21 protein-coding genes and 1 tRNA gene are annotated in these 15,761 nt (G+C 65.3%); 12 read left to right on the forward strand and 10 right to left on the reverse strand.

Annotated elements, in window-relative coordinates; translation table 11 throughout:
• Window positions 1-66: 66 nt before the first annotated feature.
• Window positions 67-576 carry a hypothetical protein gene (locus ACSC1S_RS13885; protein ID WP_435364842.1) on the forward strand — a complete coding sequence of 170 codons (510 nt, stop codon included), beginning with the start codon at window positions 67-69 and terminating at the stop codon, window positions 574-576.
• A 3-nt stretch (window positions 577-579) separates the two neighbouring features.
• Here the strand turns inward: ACSC1S_RS13885 and ACSC1S_RS13890 are convergent, their stop codons facing one another.
• Window positions 580-1,779, reverse strand: a complete 1,200-nt coding sequence (locus ACSC1S_RS13890) for an outer membrane protein assembly factor BamB family protein (RefSeq protein WP_435364843.1) — start codon at window positions 1,777-1,779, stop codon at window positions 580-582.
• A gap of 102 nt (window positions 1,780-1,881) precedes the next feature.
• Here ACSC1S_RS13890 and ACSC1S_RS13895 point away from each other — a divergent pair, with 102 nt between their 5' ends.
• On the forward strand, window positions 1,882-2,223 hold the full coding sequence (locus ACSC1S_RS13895; RefSeq protein WP_435364844.1) for a ferredoxin: 342 nt from the start codon (window positions 1,882-1,884) through the stop codon (window positions 2,221-2,223).
• A 33-nt stretch (window positions 2,224-2,256) separates the two neighbouring features.
• On the opposite strand, the gene ACSC1S_RS13900 is transcribed toward ACSC1S_RS13895, so the two are convergent.
• Window positions 2,257-2,739, reverse strand: a complete 483-nt coding sequence (locus tag ACSC1S_RS13900; protein ID WP_435364845.1) for a COG4315 family predicted lipoprotein — start codon at window positions 2,737-2,739, stop codon at window positions 2,257-2,259.
• A 166-nt stretch (window positions 2,740-2,905) separates the two neighbouring features.
• Here ACSC1S_RS13900 and ACSC1S_RS13905 point away from each other — a divergent pair.
• Window positions 2,906-2,990, forward strand: a tRNA-Leu gene (locus ACSC1S_RS13905).
• A 409-nt stretch (window positions 2,991-3,399) separates the two neighbouring features.
• On the opposite strand, the gene ACSC1S_RS13910 is transcribed toward ACSC1S_RS13905, so the two are convergent.
• The 4 genes from ACSC1S_RS13910 to ACSC1S_RS13925 form a co-directional block, all read right to left on the reverse strand.
• Window positions 3,400-4,476, reverse strand: a complete 1,077-nt coding sequence (locus tag ACSC1S_RS13910; RefSeq protein ID WP_435364846.1) for an aminopeptidase — start codon at window positions 4,474-4,476, stop codon at window positions 3,400-3,402.
• A gap of 75 nt (window positions 4,477-4,551) precedes the next feature.
• Window positions 4,552-5,139: a COG4315 family predicted lipoprotein gene (locus ACSC1S_RS13915; protein WP_435364847.1), complete on the reverse strand. Its 588-nt coding sequence runs from the start codon at window positions 5,137-5,139 to the stop codon at window positions 4,552-4,554.
• A 92-nt stretch (window positions 5,140-5,231) separates the two neighbouring features.
• Window positions 5,232-5,534 carry a DUF8036 family membrane protein gene (locus ACSC1S_RS13920; protein ID WP_435319443.1) on the reverse strand — a complete coding sequence of 101 codons (303 nt, stop codon included), beginning with the start codon at window positions 5,532-5,534 and terminating at the stop codon, window positions 5,232-5,234.
• Window positions 5,535-5,588: 54 nt separating this feature from the next.
• Window positions 5,589-5,876 (reverse strand): winged helix-turn-helix domain-containing protein, encoded by a 288-nt coding sequence (locus ACSC1S_RS13925; RefSeq protein ID WP_261652438.1) that lies wholly within the window; start codon window positions 5,874-5,876, stop codon window positions 5,589-5,591.
• A 277-nt stretch (window positions 5,877-6,153) separates the two neighbouring features.
• Between ACSC1S_RS13925 and ACSC1S_RS13930 the strand changes: the two genes are divergently transcribed.
• A complete protein-coding gene (locus ACSC1S_RS13930; protein ID WP_261652439.1) occupies window positions 6,154-6,537 on the forward strand; it encodes a DUF7522 family protein in 384 nt (127 codons plus the stop codon).
• 56 nt (window positions 6,538-6,593) lie between these two features.
• On the forward strand, window positions 6,594-7,124 hold the full coding sequence (locus ACSC1S_RS13935) for a DUF5813 family protein (RefSeq protein ID WP_435364848.1): 531 nt from the start codon (window positions 6,594-6,596) through the stop codon (window positions 7,122-7,124).
• Window positions 7,125-7,175: 51 nt separating this feature from the next.
• Here ACSC1S_RS13935 and ACSC1S_RS13940 read toward each other — a convergent pair whose 3' ends face one another.
• Entirely contained in the window at window positions 7,176-7,409 is a 234-nt protein-coding gene (locus tag ACSC1S_RS13940; RefSeq protein WP_435364849.1) for an Lrp/AsnC family transcriptional regulator, read from the reverse strand.
• Between the two features lie 2 nt (window positions 7,410-7,411).
• A complete protein-coding gene (locus tag ACSC1S_RS13945) occupies window positions 7,412-8,098 on the reverse strand; it encodes a potassium channel family protein (RefSeq protein ID WP_435319446.1) in 687 nt (228 codons plus the stop codon).
• Window positions 8,099-8,196: 98 nt separating this feature from the next.
• Here ACSC1S_RS13945 and ACSC1S_RS13950 point away from each other — a divergent pair, with 98 nt between their 5' ends.
• Window positions 8,197-8,427 carry an Lrp/AsnC family transcriptional regulator gene (locus ACSC1S_RS13950; protein WP_435319447.1) on the forward strand — a complete coding sequence of 77 codons (231 nt, stop codon included), beginning with the start codon at window positions 8,197-8,199 and terminating at the stop codon, window positions 8,425-8,427.
• Window positions 8,428-8,435: 8 nt separating this feature from the next.
• Here the strand turns inward: ACSC1S_RS13950 and pdhA are convergent, their stop codons facing one another.
• Entirely contained in the window at window positions 8,436-9,485 is a 1,050-nt protein-coding gene (gene pdhA, locus ACSC1S_RS13955) for a pyruvate dehydrogenase (acetyl-transferring) E1 component subunit alpha (RefSeq protein WP_435364850.1), read from the reverse strand.
• A gap of 71 nt (window positions 9,486-9,556) precedes the next feature.
• On the opposite strand from pdhA, the gene ACSC1S_RS13960 reads away from it, so the two are divergent.
• Together ACSC1S_RS13960 and ACSC1S_RS13965 are read left to right on the forward strand one after the other, a co-directional pair.
• Window positions 9,557-9,877: a DUF7991 family protein gene (locus ACSC1S_RS13960; RefSeq protein WP_435364851.1), complete on the forward strand. Its 321-nt coding sequence runs from the start codon at window positions 9,557-9,559 to the stop codon at window positions 9,875-9,877.
• Window positions 9,878-9,946: 69 nt separating this feature from the next.
• A complete protein-coding gene (locus ACSC1S_RS13965; protein WP_435364852.1) occupies window positions 9,947-10,723 on the forward strand; it encodes a class I SAM-dependent methyltransferase in 777 nt (258 codons plus the stop codon).
• A gap of 22 nt (window positions 10,724-10,745) precedes the next feature.
• On the opposite strand, the gene tmk is transcribed toward ACSC1S_RS13965, so the two are convergent.
• A complete protein-coding gene (tmk, locus tag ACSC1S_RS13970) occupies window positions 10,746-11,333 on the reverse strand; it encodes a dTMP kinase (RefSeq protein WP_435364853.1) in 588 nt (195 codons plus the stop codon).
• 565 nt (window positions 11,334-11,898) lie between these two features.
• Here tmk and ACSC1S_RS13975 point away from each other — a divergent pair.
• The 4 genes from ACSC1S_RS13975 (at window position 11,899) to cofC (ending at window position 15,575) form a co-directional block, all read left to right on the forward strand.
• Window positions 11,899-12,813, forward strand: coding sequence for a complex I NDUFA9 subunit family protein (locus ACSC1S_RS13975; RefSeq protein WP_435364854.1), 915 nt, complete (start codon window positions 11,899-11,901; stop codon window positions 12,811-12,813).
• Window positions 12,814-12,985: 172 nt separating this feature from the next.
• A complete protein-coding gene (locus ACSC1S_RS13980) occupies window positions 12,986-14,158 on the forward strand; it encodes a tubulin/FtsZ family protein (RefSeq protein ID WP_261652449.1) in 1,173 nt (390 codons plus the stop codon).
• Complete coding sequence (locus ACSC1S_RS13985; RefSeq protein WP_435319453.1) at window positions 14,136-14,951, forward strand: hypothetical protein; 816 nt, start codon at window positions 14,136-14,138, stop codon at window positions 14,949-14,951. The genes ACSC1S_RS13980 and ACSC1S_RS13985 overlap by 23 nt, the downstream gene beginning before the upstream one ends.
• A gap of 6 nt (window positions 14,952-14,957) precedes the next feature.
• A complete protein-coding gene (gene cofC, locus ACSC1S_RS13990; RefSeq protein ID WP_435364855.1) occupies window positions 14,958-15,575 on the forward strand; it encodes a 2-phospho-L-lactate guanylyltransferase in 618 nt (205 codons plus the stop codon).
• Window positions 15,576-15,761 lie beyond the last annotated feature (186 nt).

A 15,761-nucleotide genomic window follows, 5' to 3' on the forward strand; every position in this document is an offset into this window, starting at 1 on the left:
AGCCGTGGCGCTCGCGGTCACTGGTTCGGAGATAGGGTTTACTTCCGGGCCCGCGACAGGACGGGTATGCTCCGTCGGCTCCGAGAGACCGGCCCCGCACTGCTGGTCCCGCTCGCGTGGACCTTCGCGACCCTGGCGCACCTGGCGGTCGCCAGCACGCACACGGTCCGCGTCGGGATGCTCGTGATGGACGTCCTGCTCGTCGCGTTCACCGTGCTGTCCTGGCAGGACATGCAAGAAGGTGTGTTGCTCGCGTGGAAGGCCGTCCTCGTCGTCGGGACCGCCCTGAACCTGCTCGGCACCGTCGCGCTGTTCACCGACCCCGTGAGCACGACGCTCGCCGCCGTGACGGTCGTCGGCTGGATGCTCGTCCCGGCCGCGGGCTACGTCTACACCGGCCTGCACGTCGACCGGCAACCACAGGTGTACCTCGCCGGGGCGGGTCTCAGCCTGCTCGGGGCGATTCTGTACGTGGTGCCGGCGCTCATGGGTGGCCTCGACACCGCCCTCTCCGGGTTCGCGCTCGTGGGTATCGGCCAGACGGGTGGGATTCTGGCCGCGGTCGTCAGCTACTGAGACTCACGAGAGCGCCAGCAGGTGGTACGTTTCTTCGCCGGTCTCTGCGACGGTGTAGATGACGCCGTCGTCGATGACCGGGCCCGGCCCGACCTCGCCGTGGAACGACTTCGTCCATCGGGTCGCTGGCCCGTCGTCGAGCACGCCGCCACTGGGCGTCGGGTCCAGCGCGTACAGTTTGTCACCGCCGACGAACAGGGTGTCGCGGGCGAGCACCGGCGCGGTGTGTCGCCAGTTGCCGGTCTCGTAGGTCCATTTCTCGCTGCCAGTCTCGGGATCGATGGCGGCCAATCCCCTCGTTCCGGCCGCGTAGAGGTTTCTCTTCACCGCGAGCCCGCCGTTGTTCCAGCCGGTCTCGGCCTGCCAGTCGACGTCGCCGCGTGGCGACGACTCGGTCCGGATTCCCCGGGTCATCCCGTCGACGAAGTTGCAGTAGATGCCGTCGGTGTCGGCCGTCGGGGGACTCTGCGGCCGGGCCGGGAACGTCCACTCGCCGGCCCCGGTACCGTCGGGCTCGAGCAGGAACAGCTTCCGCGCCTCGGTGACGACCGCGACGAACCAGCCATCGACCAGCACCGGCGGCCCGACTATCGGCCCGAACAGCCGGCGTGACCACGCCGTCTCGCCGGTCTCACGGTCCAGCGCGAACAGCGTCTCGCCTTCGGGGACGAACAGTCGGCCGTCGGGGTCCACCACGGGCGTGCCGACGTGGCCGTGTTCGGGGAGCTCGCGCTCCCAGAACTGGTCTCCCGTCTGTGGGTCGACCGCCAGGAGCCGGTTCTCGACCGGAACGTACGCGGTGCCATCGGTGACGAGCGGGAGCTTGTCCACGTCGGGGAGTCGCCAACGGACGCTCCCGTCGGCCGCGTCGAGGGCGTGCAACGACCGGTCGTAGACGTGGTAGACGACGTCGTTCGCGACGAGCGGTTCCAGGCGACGGGTCAGCTGTGGCACCTCGACGCGCCACTTCTCGGTGACCCCGTCGACGGGCGCCTTCCCGTCGCTGACCTGTCGGGTGTGGCTCCGGTCGCTGCCGAAGCTTCCCCATTCGCCGTCGGCACCGTAGATGTGGTCGTCGGGCTCGGGAATCGAGTCGACACCTGCCGGCGGTGGGTCGTCGGGGGACGACGTACACCCGGCGAGCATCGTGAGAGACGCGCCGAGACTGCCAAGGAGGGCTCGGCGGGAGGAGCGGGGGGACATACCCGGGAGTTCACAGATTCGAGACATAAACCTTCTCCGTCAGGTCGGAGCCCGAACCCGGGACCGACACACGAAAGTCCCTCGCGCCCCGAACCCCCAGCAATGAGCGACGCCGACGACGCCCACGCCCCCAGCGAGATCGGCGAGGCCAACGCCCCGCCCGTCGAGGAGAAGCCCTACAAGATAATCTTCGAGGCGAACAAGTGCTTCGGGGCGGGGAAGTGCGCCGAGGTCTCCGCGAACTGGGAGATGGACATCTCGACCGCGCTCGCCCGGCCGAAGACGTACTTCTTCGACGAGGACGAACTCGACCACAACATCAAGGCCGCCGAAGCCTGCCCGGCGAAGAAGGGCGCAGGTATCATCCACGTCGTGGACCGCCGGACTGACAAGGAGATTTCCCCGGACCCGCACGGGGACGGCACGCTGAGCGTGGACTGGTAAGCGGATCCTTTCTCGGGGCGCGCTGCCCCTCGTCTAGGTCCGGATGGGCCTGCCGCAGCGACAGAGGACCCACCACGCGTCGTTGAGACCCTGCCCGTTCGCGTCCCCGGGCTTCTCGTCCCCGGCGAAGCGGTAGAGGGGCCAGCCCTCGGCGGTGACCTGGGTCGTGCCGTCGGCGCGTTCGATGGTCGCGACGCTGGCGGTGACGGTCGAAGCGACCATGACACTGGCCTCGTCTTCGACGAGAAGGGGTGGCCAAGCGTTCGCACAGCCCCCGGTACAGGCGCTCTCGCCGCTTCCCTGCGTGTCCGCCTCGAACATGTAGAGCGTCATCCCGTCGCTGTCGACGAGGACCGGCTCTCCCACGCCCGAGACGGTCCCGGTCTGGAGCGTCGCGGCTCCGGTGGCCAGCTGGGGTCGGGCCTGCGGTGCCAACGCGCCAGCAACGCCGGAGACCCCGGCGAGGCCGAGGGAGGTGGCGCTCGCGAGCAGTACGGACCGACGTGTGTACGTCATACTCGAACGTAGGGGACCGGCGCGAATAGCGATTTTTTCGCCTGTGGCCGACAGTCGTCTCGAACCGAAAATACGGCTGGTCAGTTCAGGCGACCGTGAGAACTGCCTCCCAGTGCTGCCTCGTAAGCGAAACCGTCTTAGGGGCGCTCCGAATACGCCAGACTGCGCGAGGGTGGCTGAGCTTGGCCAAAAGCGGCGGACTTAAGATCCGCTCCTGTAGAGGTTCGCGGGTTCGAATCCTGCCCCTCGCATACCGTCTCGAACGCCAGTGAGAGACGTGTATGCGAGTAAAGGATTCGAACCAGGGAGGTCGCGCGCAGCGAAGCGAGCACGTCCGACCGTGGTTCGAATCCTGCCCCGTCTCCTCCTCCCACCGTTCCCGAACGCCAGTGAGAGACGTGTATGCGAGCAAAGGATTCGAATCAGGGAGCAGCTCGCTGCGACCGTGGTTCGAATCCTGCCCCATCCTCTCCTCCACACCGCTCCCGAACGCCAGTCAGAGACGCGCCTCCGAGCCCCGTATTCCTGCCCCTCGCACGTGCTACGCCTCGAACTCGTCTTCACGGCGCACTACGCTCGCCGTTCAGAGACGAGGTTCTTCGCTTCGCTCCGAACCTCGCTACTGCTCGCGGCTACGCCGCTCGCAATCGGAGACGCTCCCTACTCCTCGAACACGAACGTCCCGTCCCGCTGTACCACCTGACCATCCACCTCGATGGTGGCGTCCTCGCTCACGTCGACGAGCATGTCCTGGTGGATGGCAGATTCGTTGCGCTCGCCGTCCTCGCTCACCGTGTCTGCGTAGGCGTTCCCGAGCGCGAGGTGGATGGTGTCGCCCATCTTCTCGTCGAACAGCATGTTGGCCGTGAAGCGGTCGATACCGCGGTTCATGCCGATGCCGAGTTCGCCGACCCGGCGGGCGCCCTCGTCGGTGTCGAGTAGTTCACCGAGCCGGGTCTCGTGTTTCTTCGCCTCGAAATTGACGACTTCGCCGTCCTCGAACGTCAGCCGGGTGCCGGTTACCTCTCGCCCCCGCACGATGACAGGCTTGTCGAAGACGACCGTGCCTTCGACGGAGTCCGGGACGGGGGCGGTGTACACCTCGCCTCCGGGAAGGTTGACTTCGCCCGCGTCGTTCTTGACGGGGTTGTCGTCGATGTGCATGCGGACGTCGGTGTCACCGGCGCGGATACATACCTCCTCGCCAGCCTCGAGAATCCGGACCAGTTGCTGTTGGTGCTCGCGCTGGGCGGCCCAGTCACGGTTGATAGCGTTCCAGACGAAGTCCTCGTAGGCTGCCGTACTCATCTCGGCCTGTTGGGCGTTAGCCGGCGTGGGGAACTGCGTGAAGACCCAGCGCGTCTCCGACTGGGCCTCCTGAATGGGCTGGTGTGCCTTGCCGAAAGCGGTGCCTGTCTCAGCCGGGACATCACTGGTCCGGTAGGCGTTGTGGGTCGCCTTGATGTCGATGATGACATCGGCGGCCTCGACGAAGGCGAGGACGTGTTCCGGGGTGTCGAGGGCGTCGGGGTCAACCGCCCGCAGGTACGCCCGGTGTGCTCGCCCGTCGAGCCAGGTCGTTGCCGGACGCGCTCCGCGCTCGCCGAGTACCTCGTGGAGCGCGACGACGAGGTCACGGCCGGCCTGCTGGCTCCGGATGATGACGTGGTCGCCGGCCTCGATTCCGGTCGAGTGCTCGGCGATTATCTCGGCGTGTTGCCGGATGCGGGGGTCCATAGCCGTGGTTCGAGGGAATGTGAGAAAAAAGTACGTGGGGGCTGGAACCCACGTCTCGGGGAGTCGCCAGCGGACTCAGTAGTACGGGTCGGTCGTCGTTTCCTCGCCGCCGCCCTCGGTTGGCGTCGCCGTGTCGGTATCGGACCCACGAACCACCGTCCCATCCGGCCGGAGCACCCACCACACGTCGTTTGCGCCCTGGCCGTTCGCGTCACCGGGGGAGCTGTCGCTGGCGAAGTAGTACAGTGGCCAGCCGGCGGCGGCGACCTGCGTGGCCCCGTCTTCACGCTCGAACGTGGTGAGTTCGGCGGTCACGCCATCGCCAGCCGAGGCCATTCCATCGACGGTCAGGGGTGGCCAGGCGCTGGCGCAGCCGTCGCTGCAGGTACTGGAACCGCTGCCCTGCGTGTCCGAGTCGAACATGTAGAGCGTCCTCCCGTCGGGACCGACGAGGATGTCGCCGAGGTCGGGGTGGGTGGCGACCTGGACCGTCGGGCCCATCGACTGGGTCTCTGTCGCGGTATCGGTCGGCGTCGCGGTGTCGGTCGCGGTCGGCGTGTCGGTGTCCGTCGCGTCGCCGGCATCGCCACCGTCGCCGAGACAGCCGGCGAGCGCCAGGGTGGTTCCGGTGGCGGCGAGCAGGGACCGTCGTGTGTAAGCCATACCTGTTGTGTGGTGCAGTACGGAAAAGAGGTTTTCCGAACTGCGTCCAAAATTCGTCCCCAATCGCCGGACGTCAACGGGACGATTTTGGGTCAACGAAGCGTGAGGTGTGCCATGAACGCGAGCGCGACGAGTTCGAGCCCACAGAGCAGGGTCACGCCGACCTGCACGTCGGTGCCGGCAGCCTCGAACCACCCGATGAAGGCGGGGTGGAGCAGATAGAAGTAGAGCCAGAGCGCGTTCTCGACGAGGAGGAACGCAGCGAACACGAGCAGGCCGAGCGTGTGGCGCGCACCGTGGCTGCGGTAGTTGCCCAGCCAGACCCACCCCAGGGCCAGCAAGAGCACAGCGTTCACGCCCGCGGCGATGCGGGCAGCCTCAAGCCACAGGGTCATCGTCCCTCCGTTGCATCGCGTCGAGTATAGGTGCTGTCCAAAATTCGTCCACAATCATGGGTCCTCCGTGTCCACGACCGCGAGTATCTCTTCGACCACGTCCCAGTTCGACCGGAGCTGGTCGGTGAGCAGGTACACCGCCGCGTAGTCGTCGTCGGTGCGCCGGAGCACGTTGTTCTCCAGCAGTATCTCCGTGTGGTGGCGGATGGTGGTGTAGTCGAGGTCGAGTTCGGTCGCGAGTTCGTTGGCGTTCCGTGGGCGCTGCTCGATGGCGCGGAGTATCCGGACCCGCGTCGCGGCTCCCCGCGAACTCGCCAGCAGGTGCCAGAGAACGCCTTCCATTCGACTCACCTACCCGGAGGGTGGTGAAAAAACTACGCGATACCGCCCACAGAAAGCGACTACCCGGGCATGGCAGCACGGTAGTCGCCGGTGACCAACACGATCAGATGTCATGACAGACAGTCGTCCTGGTCGATGGCCCCCGCGTACGCAGGAACCATTCGGGTTTTATACATGTATCTGCTGTAAGTATGCTGGTTCGTGACAAATCTTGATAACAATCGACGTCCCTGACACACAACATCGCTCTTATGAGCATGGATGGAGGAATAGGACCATGGCGACCCTGTTGACCGAACGTGACGAGGACAGACTGGTAAGCGCGTGTCGAACGACCGTAGGCGACAGCCTCCGTTCCATCACGTACTTCACCCGTGACGACTTCGAGCAGCTCTACCTGCGAAGCGACCTGGAGCGAGACGCCGACCTCTCGACGTTCGTCGGCCACGAGTGGCGGGAGTTCAAGACCACACAGGCCGCCTACGAGACATCCGAGCTGGGCGAGTACGAGTACACGATCCGGAAGTTCGAGAACGGCTTCCTCGTCCGGACCACCACCGACAGTGGTGGCGTGTTCGTCACGACCGACGGCCTGACCCTGTCGAACTTCGATGAACTGGCGATGGCCGTCAAGGGCGTCCTCGCGGACCGCGAGAACTGAGGTCACGAGGGGCGAGAGCGCAACGCCCTTGCCAGCTGGCACCCTAGCGGCGGCGCATGAGCGAGATACCCGCCCCAGTCGACCAGGCGTTCGCGCGCCACGACGCGTTCACCCCCACGGAGTCGGGCTACATCCTCGATACGACCGTGTTCGAGGCTGTCGTGACGGCCAGTAGCGCCGAGGGCAAGCGCGACGGCGAGTTCGCCGTCACCGTGCGCCTCCCGACACTCGACGCCGCAGTCACTGGCGAGACAGTCCACGAGGTCGTCGAAGACGGCTGGTTCGAGACACTCGAACTTCGCCTCGAAGACACGTTCGACGTCGCCACCACGAACACCCACGAGCCCCCGAGCGTCACGCGAACCGACGACGAAGTCGTCGTGGAACTCTCCTATATCGCATGGACCGCCAGCGAGGGCGTCGAAGACGCGAAGACGCTCGTCGAGTTCGTCGAGGGGACCTACGCCCAGGGTATCGTCCCGGGCTACGAGTACGGTGGTGCGGCCGCTGAACTGATGCAGTCGGCCGTGCAGAACAGTGAAGACGCCGTAAACGGCGGCGGGTCGAGCGGCGGACCACCGCTGTAGGGTGGTGACCGTCGCGACGCGGATCGCCAGCCGACGAGCCGAGCCCGCCGGTCAGTCCATCGCGATGTACGTCTGTGTGTCCTCGACGCCGCGGATGCCCTGTATCTGCGAGGCGGCGATGTCCTTGACCTCGCCGGGCGTCTCGACGTGGACCTTCGCGATGACGTCGACGTCGCCGGCGACGATGTACGCGGACTCGACGCCGTCGATGTCTTCGATGCTGTCTCTGAGCCGGTCCGCCTCGCCCGTGTTCGCCTTTATCATGATGTATGCTGTGACTGCCATGGTTAGACTCCTCCTGCGGGTGCCGCACGACTCGTGTCACCCACGATGAGCTGCCGGACGTCGCCGAGCACGTCGAAATCCGCGAGGACGACGACGCGGTCCCCGAGTTCGAGCGACTCGTCCGGGTCGGGGATGGTCATCGAGTGGCCCTGCTTGCCGAAGGCGATCATGGTCGCCGTCTTCGGGAGTTCCACCTCGGCGATGGAGTACCCCTTCATCGGGGATTCCTCCGTGACGCTGAGTTCGACCAGCTGGAGGTGCTGGGCGATGTCCGCGATGGCACGGATGTCACCCCCCAGAAGGGCGTTCTTCGCCCCGATTGCCCCCAGCCGCTCGGGGTAGACGACCTCGTCCACCGCGTCTGCGTACTTCCGGTAGATGTCCTCGCGGTAGTCCTCGTCGATGCGCATGACCGTCCGAGCCCCGTGGTGGTCGGCGATCATGCACGCCGCGAAGTTCGTGTTGAGGTCCCCTGTGAGTGCGCCGACCGCGTCGGCGTCTGCGACCCCCGCCTCGTTGAGGATGTCCTCACGTGACCCGTCGCCCTCGACGACCGTGAAGTCCTGGTCGCGAGCACGCTTGACCTTCCGCTCGTCGGTCTCGATGAGCGTCACCTCGTGTCCCTCGTCCCGAAGAACACGAGCCGTGCGGAGTCCGACTCGACCTGCGCCAATGATAACGAACCGCATATCACTGTGTACGCTCACCCCCCTTGAATAACTTACCCCGGTGCCCTCCCCCGAACAGGGCAAAGGTTTTTGCTATGACAGAGACTACCACAGCACGAATGGTTCACGCGTTCATCATGGTCAAGACGGCGGCAGGAAAGTCCGAAGAACTCCTCGACTCGATCCGTGGCCTCGACCCGGTCAGCGAGGCCCACATCGTCGCCGGGAACTACGACATCATCACCGAGGTCGAGACCGAAGAGGTGTACGACGTCTTGCACACTGTTGTCGGCAAGTTACAGAAGTTAGACGGTATCGCCGACACCAAGACGTACATCTGCCTGCAGTAGCGGGCCAGCTAATGTTCTAGTTCCTGCACGTCGTGTTCGGCTGCGAACGACCGTAACCAGTCGCGCTGTTTCTCCAGTTTCTTCGGCATCTCGGCGTACACCGAATCGAACACCTCGTCCGGGTCCGCGGGCTCGCCAGATTCGGCACGCTCGACCGCGTCGGTCAGTTCCTCGTCGGCCTCCTCGTGGATGGTCTCGACGTAGTCGTCGGTGATGATGCCCTGCTCGCGGAGGTACTCCTCGTAGCGCTCCAGCGGGTCACGGGTCCGCCACTCGGGCAAGTCTTCGTCCTCGTCCTCGCGGTAGCGCGAGGGGTCGTCACTCGTGGTGTGCGCGCCCTGCCGGTAGGTCATGCTCTCGACGAGCACCGGCTTCCCGTCTCGTGCTGACTCGAGCGCACTCTGGACGAACTCTCGGACCGCCAGCGGGTCGTTCCCGTCGACCTGGCCGCCCTTGAAGCCGTACGCCTCGGCACGGTCGGCGATGGACGCCGCGGCGGTCTGCTTGCGACGGGGCAGCGAGATGGCCCAGTTGTTGTTCTCACAGAAGAATACCGTCGGCGTCTCGAACACGCCGGCGAAGTTGAGCCCCTCGTGGAAGTCGCCCTCGGACGTCGCGCCGTCGCCGAAGTAACAGAGGACCGCGCCGTCGTCGTCTTCGTAGTTCATCGCCATGCCCGCCCCGGTCGCGTGGGGAATCTGGGTGGCGATGGGGACCGCCTGCGGGAAGTTCGGGACGTCGTGGTCAGAGGTGTACTCGGGCTGGCCACGACGGAACCGCAGGATGTCGCTCATGGGGACGCCGCGGGCGATCTGCATCCCGTTCGACCGGTACGTCGGGAACAGCCAGTCCTCGGCCGCCATCGCGTGGGCGGCACCGACCTGTGAGGCCTCCTGGCCCTTGTACGGCGGGTAGCCACTCATCCACCCGCGGCGCTGGAGCGCCAGTGCTCGCTCGTCGAAGCGGCGGGCACGAACCATGTCGCGGTAGAGCGCGCGGGCCTCGTCGGGCGAGAATGGTGTGTCCGAGAGGTCGCGTTCTCCGATGACTCGATGCATGTGCTGTGCAAAACTTGCCCACTTGAAAGCCGTTCCGATACGTCAAAGGCCGTCCGTTTCCTAGGGACGGTATGGTCTCACTCGTGGGCATCATCGGCCTCGCGGTGCTCGTGGTCGTCAACACGGCCATCGCGGCCGTCTCGACGCGGTTCTTCCGCCAGCGACTCGACACCGACTGGGGTCCAATCGTCTACGTCGCCCTCATCACGCCCGTCCTGCTGTTCGCCACCACGCTGCTCATCTCCGGCGTGTTGCAACTCGGCGCGAACCTCGGCTCGCCACAGCTCGCCCTGCTCGTGGCGATTGCACTTCCACTCGTCCTCGGCGTCACTGTAGACTTCTTCTGGATGCCGGCCCCGGACGAGATGGAGTTGCCCGAGACGATGCGCTAGGTGGGACGGATAGCGGCCAGTATTCCCGACAGCAGACCTGTTTATACACCGACCTGTGAACGGTCGAACATGGAGGACGTCAACCCCCGCATCGCGGGGCATTACGACGAACTCGCGGAGCTGTGGGACGACATCGTCTCGTCACCGTCCAGAGAACGGCTGCTGTGGGAGACCTTCGAGGGACTCCTCCCCGACCTCGAGGGCAAGCGCGTGCTCGACGCTGGCTGTGGCTCCGGGTTCTACGCCGCCCGGTACGTCGAACGGGGTGCCGAGGTGACCGGCATCGACGTCAGCGCGGACATGCTCGAACGGGCGCGGGAGCAGGTCCCAGACGCCGAGTTCGTGCAGGCGGACCTCACGCAGCCCCTCGACTTCCTCGACGACGACAGCATCGACGTGATCTGCTGCCAGCACGCGTTCTCACACCTCGAAGACCTGTCTGTTCCCCTCTCGGAGTTCGCCCGGGTGCTCGTCGACGGTGGTGTCCTCGTGGTCTCGACGCACAACCCGGTCCACGACTACGTGGTCGTGCGCGAGGGCGAGTACCCGACTGAGACGATGCCCGGCGACATGGAGGCGACCGTCGAGACCGAATCGGCGACACCCGTCTACGACGAGACCGAGCGCTACGACATCGTCTGGAATTCAGGGCCGGATAGCAACCGGGCCACGTACTACCGGCGGTCCATCGAAGGGCTGTTCTCGCCAGTTCTCGACGCTGGCTTCGAGATTCGAGACGTGGTCGAACCGACGCCCGACGAGGCGTTCACTCGTGAGTATCCCGAGATAGCGGCCGGATTCAAGCAGGACGCGGCGAAGTCGGTCTGTCTGAAGGCGGTTCGGTAGCAGGGCACCGGTGAAGGCGGCGCTACTCTTCTTCTAGAATCGCTTCGAAGACCTCTTCGACCGATTCCAGCACCTCCTCGGGCGAGCGCGTCGCGTCGATCTGCACGAACCGCTCGGGCTGGAACTCCATGAGCCGCTCGTAGTTCTGCTGGACCTTCGTCAGGTACTTCGACTGCTCGAACTTGTTGGTCGCGCCGGAGCGCTGCATGGCGGTGTGGGGGTCGACGTCGAGGTAGATGGTCACGTCGGGTTCGATGGTGAACGGCTGGTGGACGCCGCGGATGTACTCCATCGGGCGCTTGATCTCCCCGTCGAGGGTCGCGCCCTGGTAGGCGTAGCGTGAATCGGAGTAGCGGTCGGAGATGACGAGGTCGCCGTCGGCGAGTGCGGGCCGGACGACCCGCGAGAGGTGGTCGGCGTGGTCGGCGATGAACAGGAAGAGTTCGGCGAGCGGGTCGGCGTCGTCGTCCTGGATGGCGCGGTTGACCGACTCGCCGTACCACGAGTTGGTCGGTTCGCGCGTGAACGTGGCGTCGGGGTAGGTGTCGTGGAGCGCCTCCCAGACGGTCGTCTTGCCGCTCCCGTCGAGTCCCTCCAGCGTGACGAGCATACCCACGGCTTTCGACGGAGGGGGTTTCTGTCTGTCGTCTCTGTGTCGGGAGAGAGTCGGGACTGCAGGACCGTCCGAGGCGGGTGTGAATAGTGAGCAGACAGGAGTGAATGGCGAGCAGACGGAACTGGCGCGGAGCCGACGCGAGGCTGTCCCGTGCAACCGCTGGACCTCGCGTGGTGGGTCGTCAGGGCATGGCGACTGTGGCCGCCCGCTGGTATTTGAATGCTCGTGGCTGTGAGAGTCGTCTCGGCCGTCGGTCCTGTCTGACTGTCGATTACCGTGGTCCTCGACTTCGACAGGCAGTTCACTCGCGCTGGTGGCTGTGACCGCACCCGCCCCGCACAACACCGCACCACGCCCTCCCCAGCCGACTCCCTCCGTTTCGTTCCGTTTCACTTCACTCCACTTCGGTCGTCCCTCGCACGGCTTCGGTTCGCGGCTTCGCTGGCGCGAAGCACACTCACCAGCGCGCGCCCGGTGATTGGTTCGATTCCGTCGCTTACCTCACTCCCCACCCCCGTTTGGGGATGCCTTTATCCGAATCCCGAACTATCTATCAAATATGAAAGTAATCGTCGCTGGTGGGACCGGCTTCATCGGGCAACGCCTCTGCGAAGAACTCCTCGACCGCGGCCACGAGGTGACAGCACTGGCCCGGCACCCCGACAGCGCCGACCTGCCGAACACGGTGAACACGGTCATGGGCGACGTGAGCGCCTACGAGTCCATGGTAGACGCTTTCGAGGGCCAGGACGTGGCAGTCAACCTGGTCGCGCTGTCACCGCTGTTCAAGCCGAAGGGGAACGCGAGTCACGACTCGGTCCACCGACAGGGAACTGAGAACGTCGTGCGCGCCTGCGAGGAGCACGACGTCGGGAAGCTCGTCCAGATGTCGGCGCTCGGTGCGGACCCGAACGGGACGACCGCGTACATCCGCGCGAAGGGGCAGGCCGAGGAGATCGTCACGGCCTCGGACCTCGACTACGTCATCTTCCGGCCGTCGGTCGTCTTCGGCGAGGGTGGCGAGTTCGTCTCGTTCACCAAGAAGCTCTCGACCCCGGTCGTCACGGGGCTCCCTGGCGGCGGGAAGACGCGCTTCCAGCCCATCTGGGTGGGTGACCTCGTGCCGCTGCTGGCCGACGCTGTCGAGGACGAGAAACACGTCGGGCAGACCTACGAAATCGGTGGGCCCGAGGTGGTGACGCTGGCCGAGGTGACCGAGTTCGCCTACGAGGCCGCGGGGAAGTCCATCACCATCCTCCCCATCCCGATGGCGTTGGCGAAGCTCGGCCTGACCGTCGCGGGACCGATCCCGTTCATCCCCTTCGGTCCCGACCAGGCTCGTTCTCTGAAGATGGACAACACTGTGACGGACAACGATGTGACCGCGTTCGGTGTCGACCCAGCCGAGTTGACAACCCTGCAGTCGTACCTCGGACTGACACAGACCGCCGATGCACCGACCTCACACGCTTAAATAGAGTGACGAAATGTCACTGAAGAAAGGATTACGTTTCACCGACCATTTTCGGCGATAGAAGCGACCTCTCCCGTTTTTTCAGGCAGTCCTGACACCTGTTAGAGAATCAGACCATCCAAAGGCTTATATCGATAATCCCATTCTTCACATCCAACGGAGACCCCCTTCCATGAAACTGGCGATGATAGGATTCGGTCAGGCCGGTGGGAAAATAGTCGACAGGTTCGTCGAGTACGACGAACGGACCCAGAGTGGCATCATCCGTGCTGCTATCGCTGTCAACACAGCGAGAGCCGACCTGATGGGCCTTGACAACATCCCGGACGAGAATCGTGTGCTCATCGGTCAGTCCCGCGTCAAAGGGCACGGCGTGGGCGCTGACAACGAACTCGGCGCGGAAGTCGCCGAGGAGGACATCGACGAGGTACAGGGAGCAATCGACTCCATCCCGACCCACGAGGTCGACGCGTTCCTCGTCGTCTCAGGCATGGGTGGTGGCACCGGCAGTGGTGGCGCACCCGTCCTCGCAAAGCATCTCAAACGCATCTACACCATCCCCGTCTACGGGCTGGGCGTCCTGCCCGGCTCCGACGAGGGTGGGATCTACACCCTCAACGCGGCACGGTCCTTCCAGACCTTCGTCCGCGAGGTGGACAACCTGCTCGTCTTCGACAACGACGCCTGGCGCAAGGCCGGGGAGTCCGTCGAGGGCGGCTACGACGAGATCAACGAGGAGATCGTCCGCCGCTTCGGCGTCCTCTTCGGTGCCGGTGAGATCGGCGCTGGCGACGAGGTCGGTGAGAGCGTCGTCGACTCCTCCGAGATCATCAACACCCTCGCGGGTGGTGGCGTCTCGACCGTCGGCTACGCGACCGAGGAGGTCGAGATGGAGGACGACGGCGGCCTCCTCTCGCGCTTCACCGGCGGCGACGACGACCAGGTCGACACCGCACACACGACCAACCGCATCACGTCGCTCGTGCGCAAGGCTGCGCTCGGCCGACTCACGCTCCCCTGCGAGATCGAGGGCGCGGAACGTGCACTCCTCGTGATGGCAGGCCCGACGAAGCACCTCAACCGCAAAGGCATAGAGCGCGGGCGGAAGTGGCTCGAGGAGCAGACCGGGTCGATGGAGGTTCGCGGTGGGGACTACCCGCTCAACGAACCCCAGGTCGCGGCCTGCATACTCCTGTCAGGCGTGAACAACGTCCCGCGTATCAAGGAGCTGCAGCAGGTCGCAATCGAGGCACAGGACAACATCGACTCCATCCGTGAGGAAAGCGAAGAGAACTTACAGAACCTAGTCGAAGATGACGAGGATGAACTCGAGCCACTCTTCTAAGTGGGCAACGCTTGCGGTCGTGGCCATCCTCGCGCTCGCCGCGGTCGGGACAGCCACGGCTGTCCAGGTCACGAGCGACGACGTGTCCTCGGAAGCGCAGGTCGGCGAGGACTACACCGCGACGGTGACACTCGGGGAGCTGTACCAGAACCCCGACTACACGTCGTGGACGCTCCGCGGTGAGACCGAGTTGACCGACGTCACGTGGACGGTGACGACCACGGACACCGACACCGGGAACCAGATCGACCGACAGTCCTTCGACGGGCAGTCGTTCAACTACTCGAACATCGACGCCGAGGCGAACGACGCCAACCAGATCACCATCGAGGTGACCGGGACCGTCCCCGAGGTCGAGAACTTCACCTACGCCGAAGAGGAGACCTTCGTCGTGGCATCGCTCACCCAGGTCCGCGACGGTGGTACCTCGAACGACATCGCGACGCGTGAGGCACACCACTACACCGAGGACAGCCGGGCCGCACGCCAGGCCATCGCCGATGCCGAGGCTGCCATCGACGAGGCAGCGGCGGCCGGTGGCGACACCTCGACCGCCGAATCCTCGGTCGAGTCGGCCATCTCGGCGTACGAGGGCGAGAACTTCGAGAACGCACAGACGCTCGCCGAGCGCGCACAGAACGAGGCAGATAGCGCCGAGCAGTCGGCCGCGTCAGCCCAGCAGCGCAACCAGCTGCTCCTCTACGGTGGTGCCGCCATCCTGGTGCTCCTCCTCGTCGGCGGGGGCATCTACTGGTACCGGCAGCAACAGGACGACTACAGCCGCCTGGGCTGAGTCACCATGCGACTTCTCGTTCCGTTCGCGCCCGACCAGCCGAAGACTCGTCTCTCGCCAGTGCTCACTCCCGAGGAGCGCGCCGACTTCGCACAGGTGATGTGCGAGGACGTCCTCGCGGCTGTCCGCGCGGTCGGCCACGAACCGGAGTTGCTGTCGACGGAACCGCTCGACATCGACGCGCCCGTTACCGTCGACGACCGGCCGCTCACCGACGCGGTCAACGCAGTTCTCGCCGCGACCAGGGAACCGGTCGCGGTCGTGATGGCCGACCTCGCGCTTGCCACGCCCGAGAGCCTCGACCGACTTCTCACCATGGAGGGCGACGTGGTGCTCGCGCCGGGGCGCGGTGGTGGCACGAACGCGTTCGTCGCCAGACACCCCGAGTTCCGGGTCGACTACCACGGCGCGTCCTACCTCGACCATCGGGCGGCCGCCACGTCGGTCGGTGCCGACGTTGCTGTCGTCGACTCGCATCGCCTCGCGACCGACGTGGACGAACCCGCGGACCTCGTCGAGGTACTGATTCACGACGACGGCCGCTGTCGGCCCTGGCTCCGCGAGCACGGGTTTCGAATCGAGCGTGGGAACGGCCGGGTGAACGTGACCCGAGTCGACGGCTGAAACCGAGCGAACCCCTTTACGTGGGCTGGTCGTCGGGTGTAGTACACGAGGCCTCGTGTAGGGATAATCCACCAATCCTCCCTTTTGGCTTTCTCTCCCCGCGGTGCGGGAGGGATTGCTGTCGGTCAGTTCCGTATCGGCCGAACACATCGGTCGGTCATCGCTGCCCACGCTGACAGGAATCCC

Origin of the sequence: Haloarchaeobius pelagicus, from assembly GCF_051207375.1 — an archaeon.
In the GTDB taxonomy this organism is placed as follows: Archaea; Halobacteriota; Halobacteria; order Halobacteriales; family Natrialbaceae; genus Haloarchaeobius.

What these genes read in the sequence shown, in the direction of transcription:
- ACSC1S_RS13885 (WP_435364842.1), top strand. Translation starts at nt 67, where the DNA reads ATGCTCCGTCGGCTCCGAGAGACCGGCCCCGCACTGCTGGTCCCGCTC.
- ACSC1S_RS13890 (WP_435364843.1), bottom strand. Translation starts at nt 1,779, where the DNA reads ATGTCCCCCCGCTCCTCCCGCCGAGCCCTCCTTGGCAGTCTCGGCGCG.
- ACSC1S_RS13895 (WP_435364844.1), top strand. Translation starts at nt 1,882, where the DNA reads ATGAGCGACGCCGACGACGCCCACGCCCCCAGCGAGATCGGCGAGGCC.
- ACSC1S_RS13900 (WP_435364845.1), bottom strand. Translation starts at nt 2,739, where the DNA reads ATGACGTACACACGTCGGTCCGTACTGCTCGCGAGCGCCACCTCCCTC.
- ACSC1S_RS13910 (WP_435364846.1), bottom strand. Translation starts at nt 4,476, where the DNA reads ATGGACCCCCGCATCCGGCAACACGCCGAGATAATCGCCGAGCACTCG.
- ACSC1S_RS13915 (WP_435364847.1), bottom strand. Translation starts at nt 5,139, where the DNA reads ATGGCTTACACACGACGGTCCCTGCTCGCCGCCACCGGAACCACCCTG.
- ACSC1S_RS13920 (WP_435319443.1), bottom strand. Translation starts at nt 5,534, where the DNA reads ATGACCCTGTGGCTTGAGGCTGCCCGCATCGCCGCGGGCGTGAACGCT.
- ACSC1S_RS13925 (WP_261652438.1), bottom strand. Translation starts at nt 5,876, where the DNA reads ATGGAAGGCGTTCTCTGGCACCTGCTGGCGAGTTCGCGGGGAGCCGCG.
- ACSC1S_RS13930 (WP_261652439.1), top strand. Translation starts at nt 6,154, where the DNA reads ATGGCGACCCTGTTGACCGAACGTGACGAGGACAGACTGGTAAGCGCG.
- ACSC1S_RS13935 (WP_435364848.1), top strand. Translation starts at nt 6,594, where the DNA reads ATGAGCGAGATACCCGCCCCAGTCGACCAGGCGTTCGCGCGCCACGAC.
- ACSC1S_RS13940 (WP_435364849.1), bottom strand. Translation starts at nt 7,409, where the DNA reads ATGGCAGTCACAGCATACATCATGATAAAGGCGAACACGGGCGAGGCG.
- ACSC1S_RS13945 (WP_435319446.1), bottom strand. Translation starts at nt 8,098, where the DNA reads ATGCGGTTCGTTATCATTGGCGCAGGTCGAGTCGGACTCCGCACGGCT.
- ACSC1S_RS13950 (WP_435319447.1), top strand. Translation starts at nt 8,197, where the DNA reads ATGGTTCACGCGTTCATCATGGTCAAGACGGCGGCAGGAAAGTCCGAA.
- pdhA (WP_435364850.1), bottom strand. Translation starts at nt 9,485, where the DNA reads ATGCATCGAGTCATCGGAGAACGCGACCTCTCGGACACACCATTCTCG.
- ACSC1S_RS13960 (WP_435364851.1), top strand. Translation starts at nt 9,557, where the DNA reads ATGGTCTCACTCGTGGGCATCATCGGCCTCGCGGTGCTCGTGGTCGTC.
- ACSC1S_RS13965 (WP_435364852.1), top strand. Translation starts at nt 9,947, where the DNA reads ATGGAGGACGTCAACCCCCGCATCGCGGGGCATTACGACGAACTCGCG.
- tmk (WP_435364853.1), bottom strand. Translation starts at nt 11,333, where the DNA reads ATGCTCGTCACGCTGGAGGGACTCGACGGGAGCGGCAAGACGACCGTC.
- ACSC1S_RS13975 (WP_435364854.1), top strand. Translation starts at nt 11,899, where the DNA reads ATGAAAGTAATCGTCGCTGGTGGGACCGGCTTCATCGGGCAACGCCTC.
- ACSC1S_RS13980 (WP_261652449.1), top strand. Translation starts at nt 12,986, where the DNA reads ATGAAACTGGCGATGATAGGATTCGGTCAGGCCGGTGGGAAAATAGTC.
- ACSC1S_RS13985 (WP_435319453.1), top strand. Translation starts at nt 14,136, where the DNA reads ATGAACTCGAGCCACTCTTCTAAGTGGGCAACGCTTGCGGTCGTGGCC.
- cofC (WP_435364855.1), top strand. Translation starts at nt 14,958, where the DNA reads ATGCGACTTCTCGTTCCGTTCGCGCCCGACCAGCCGAAGACTCGTCTC.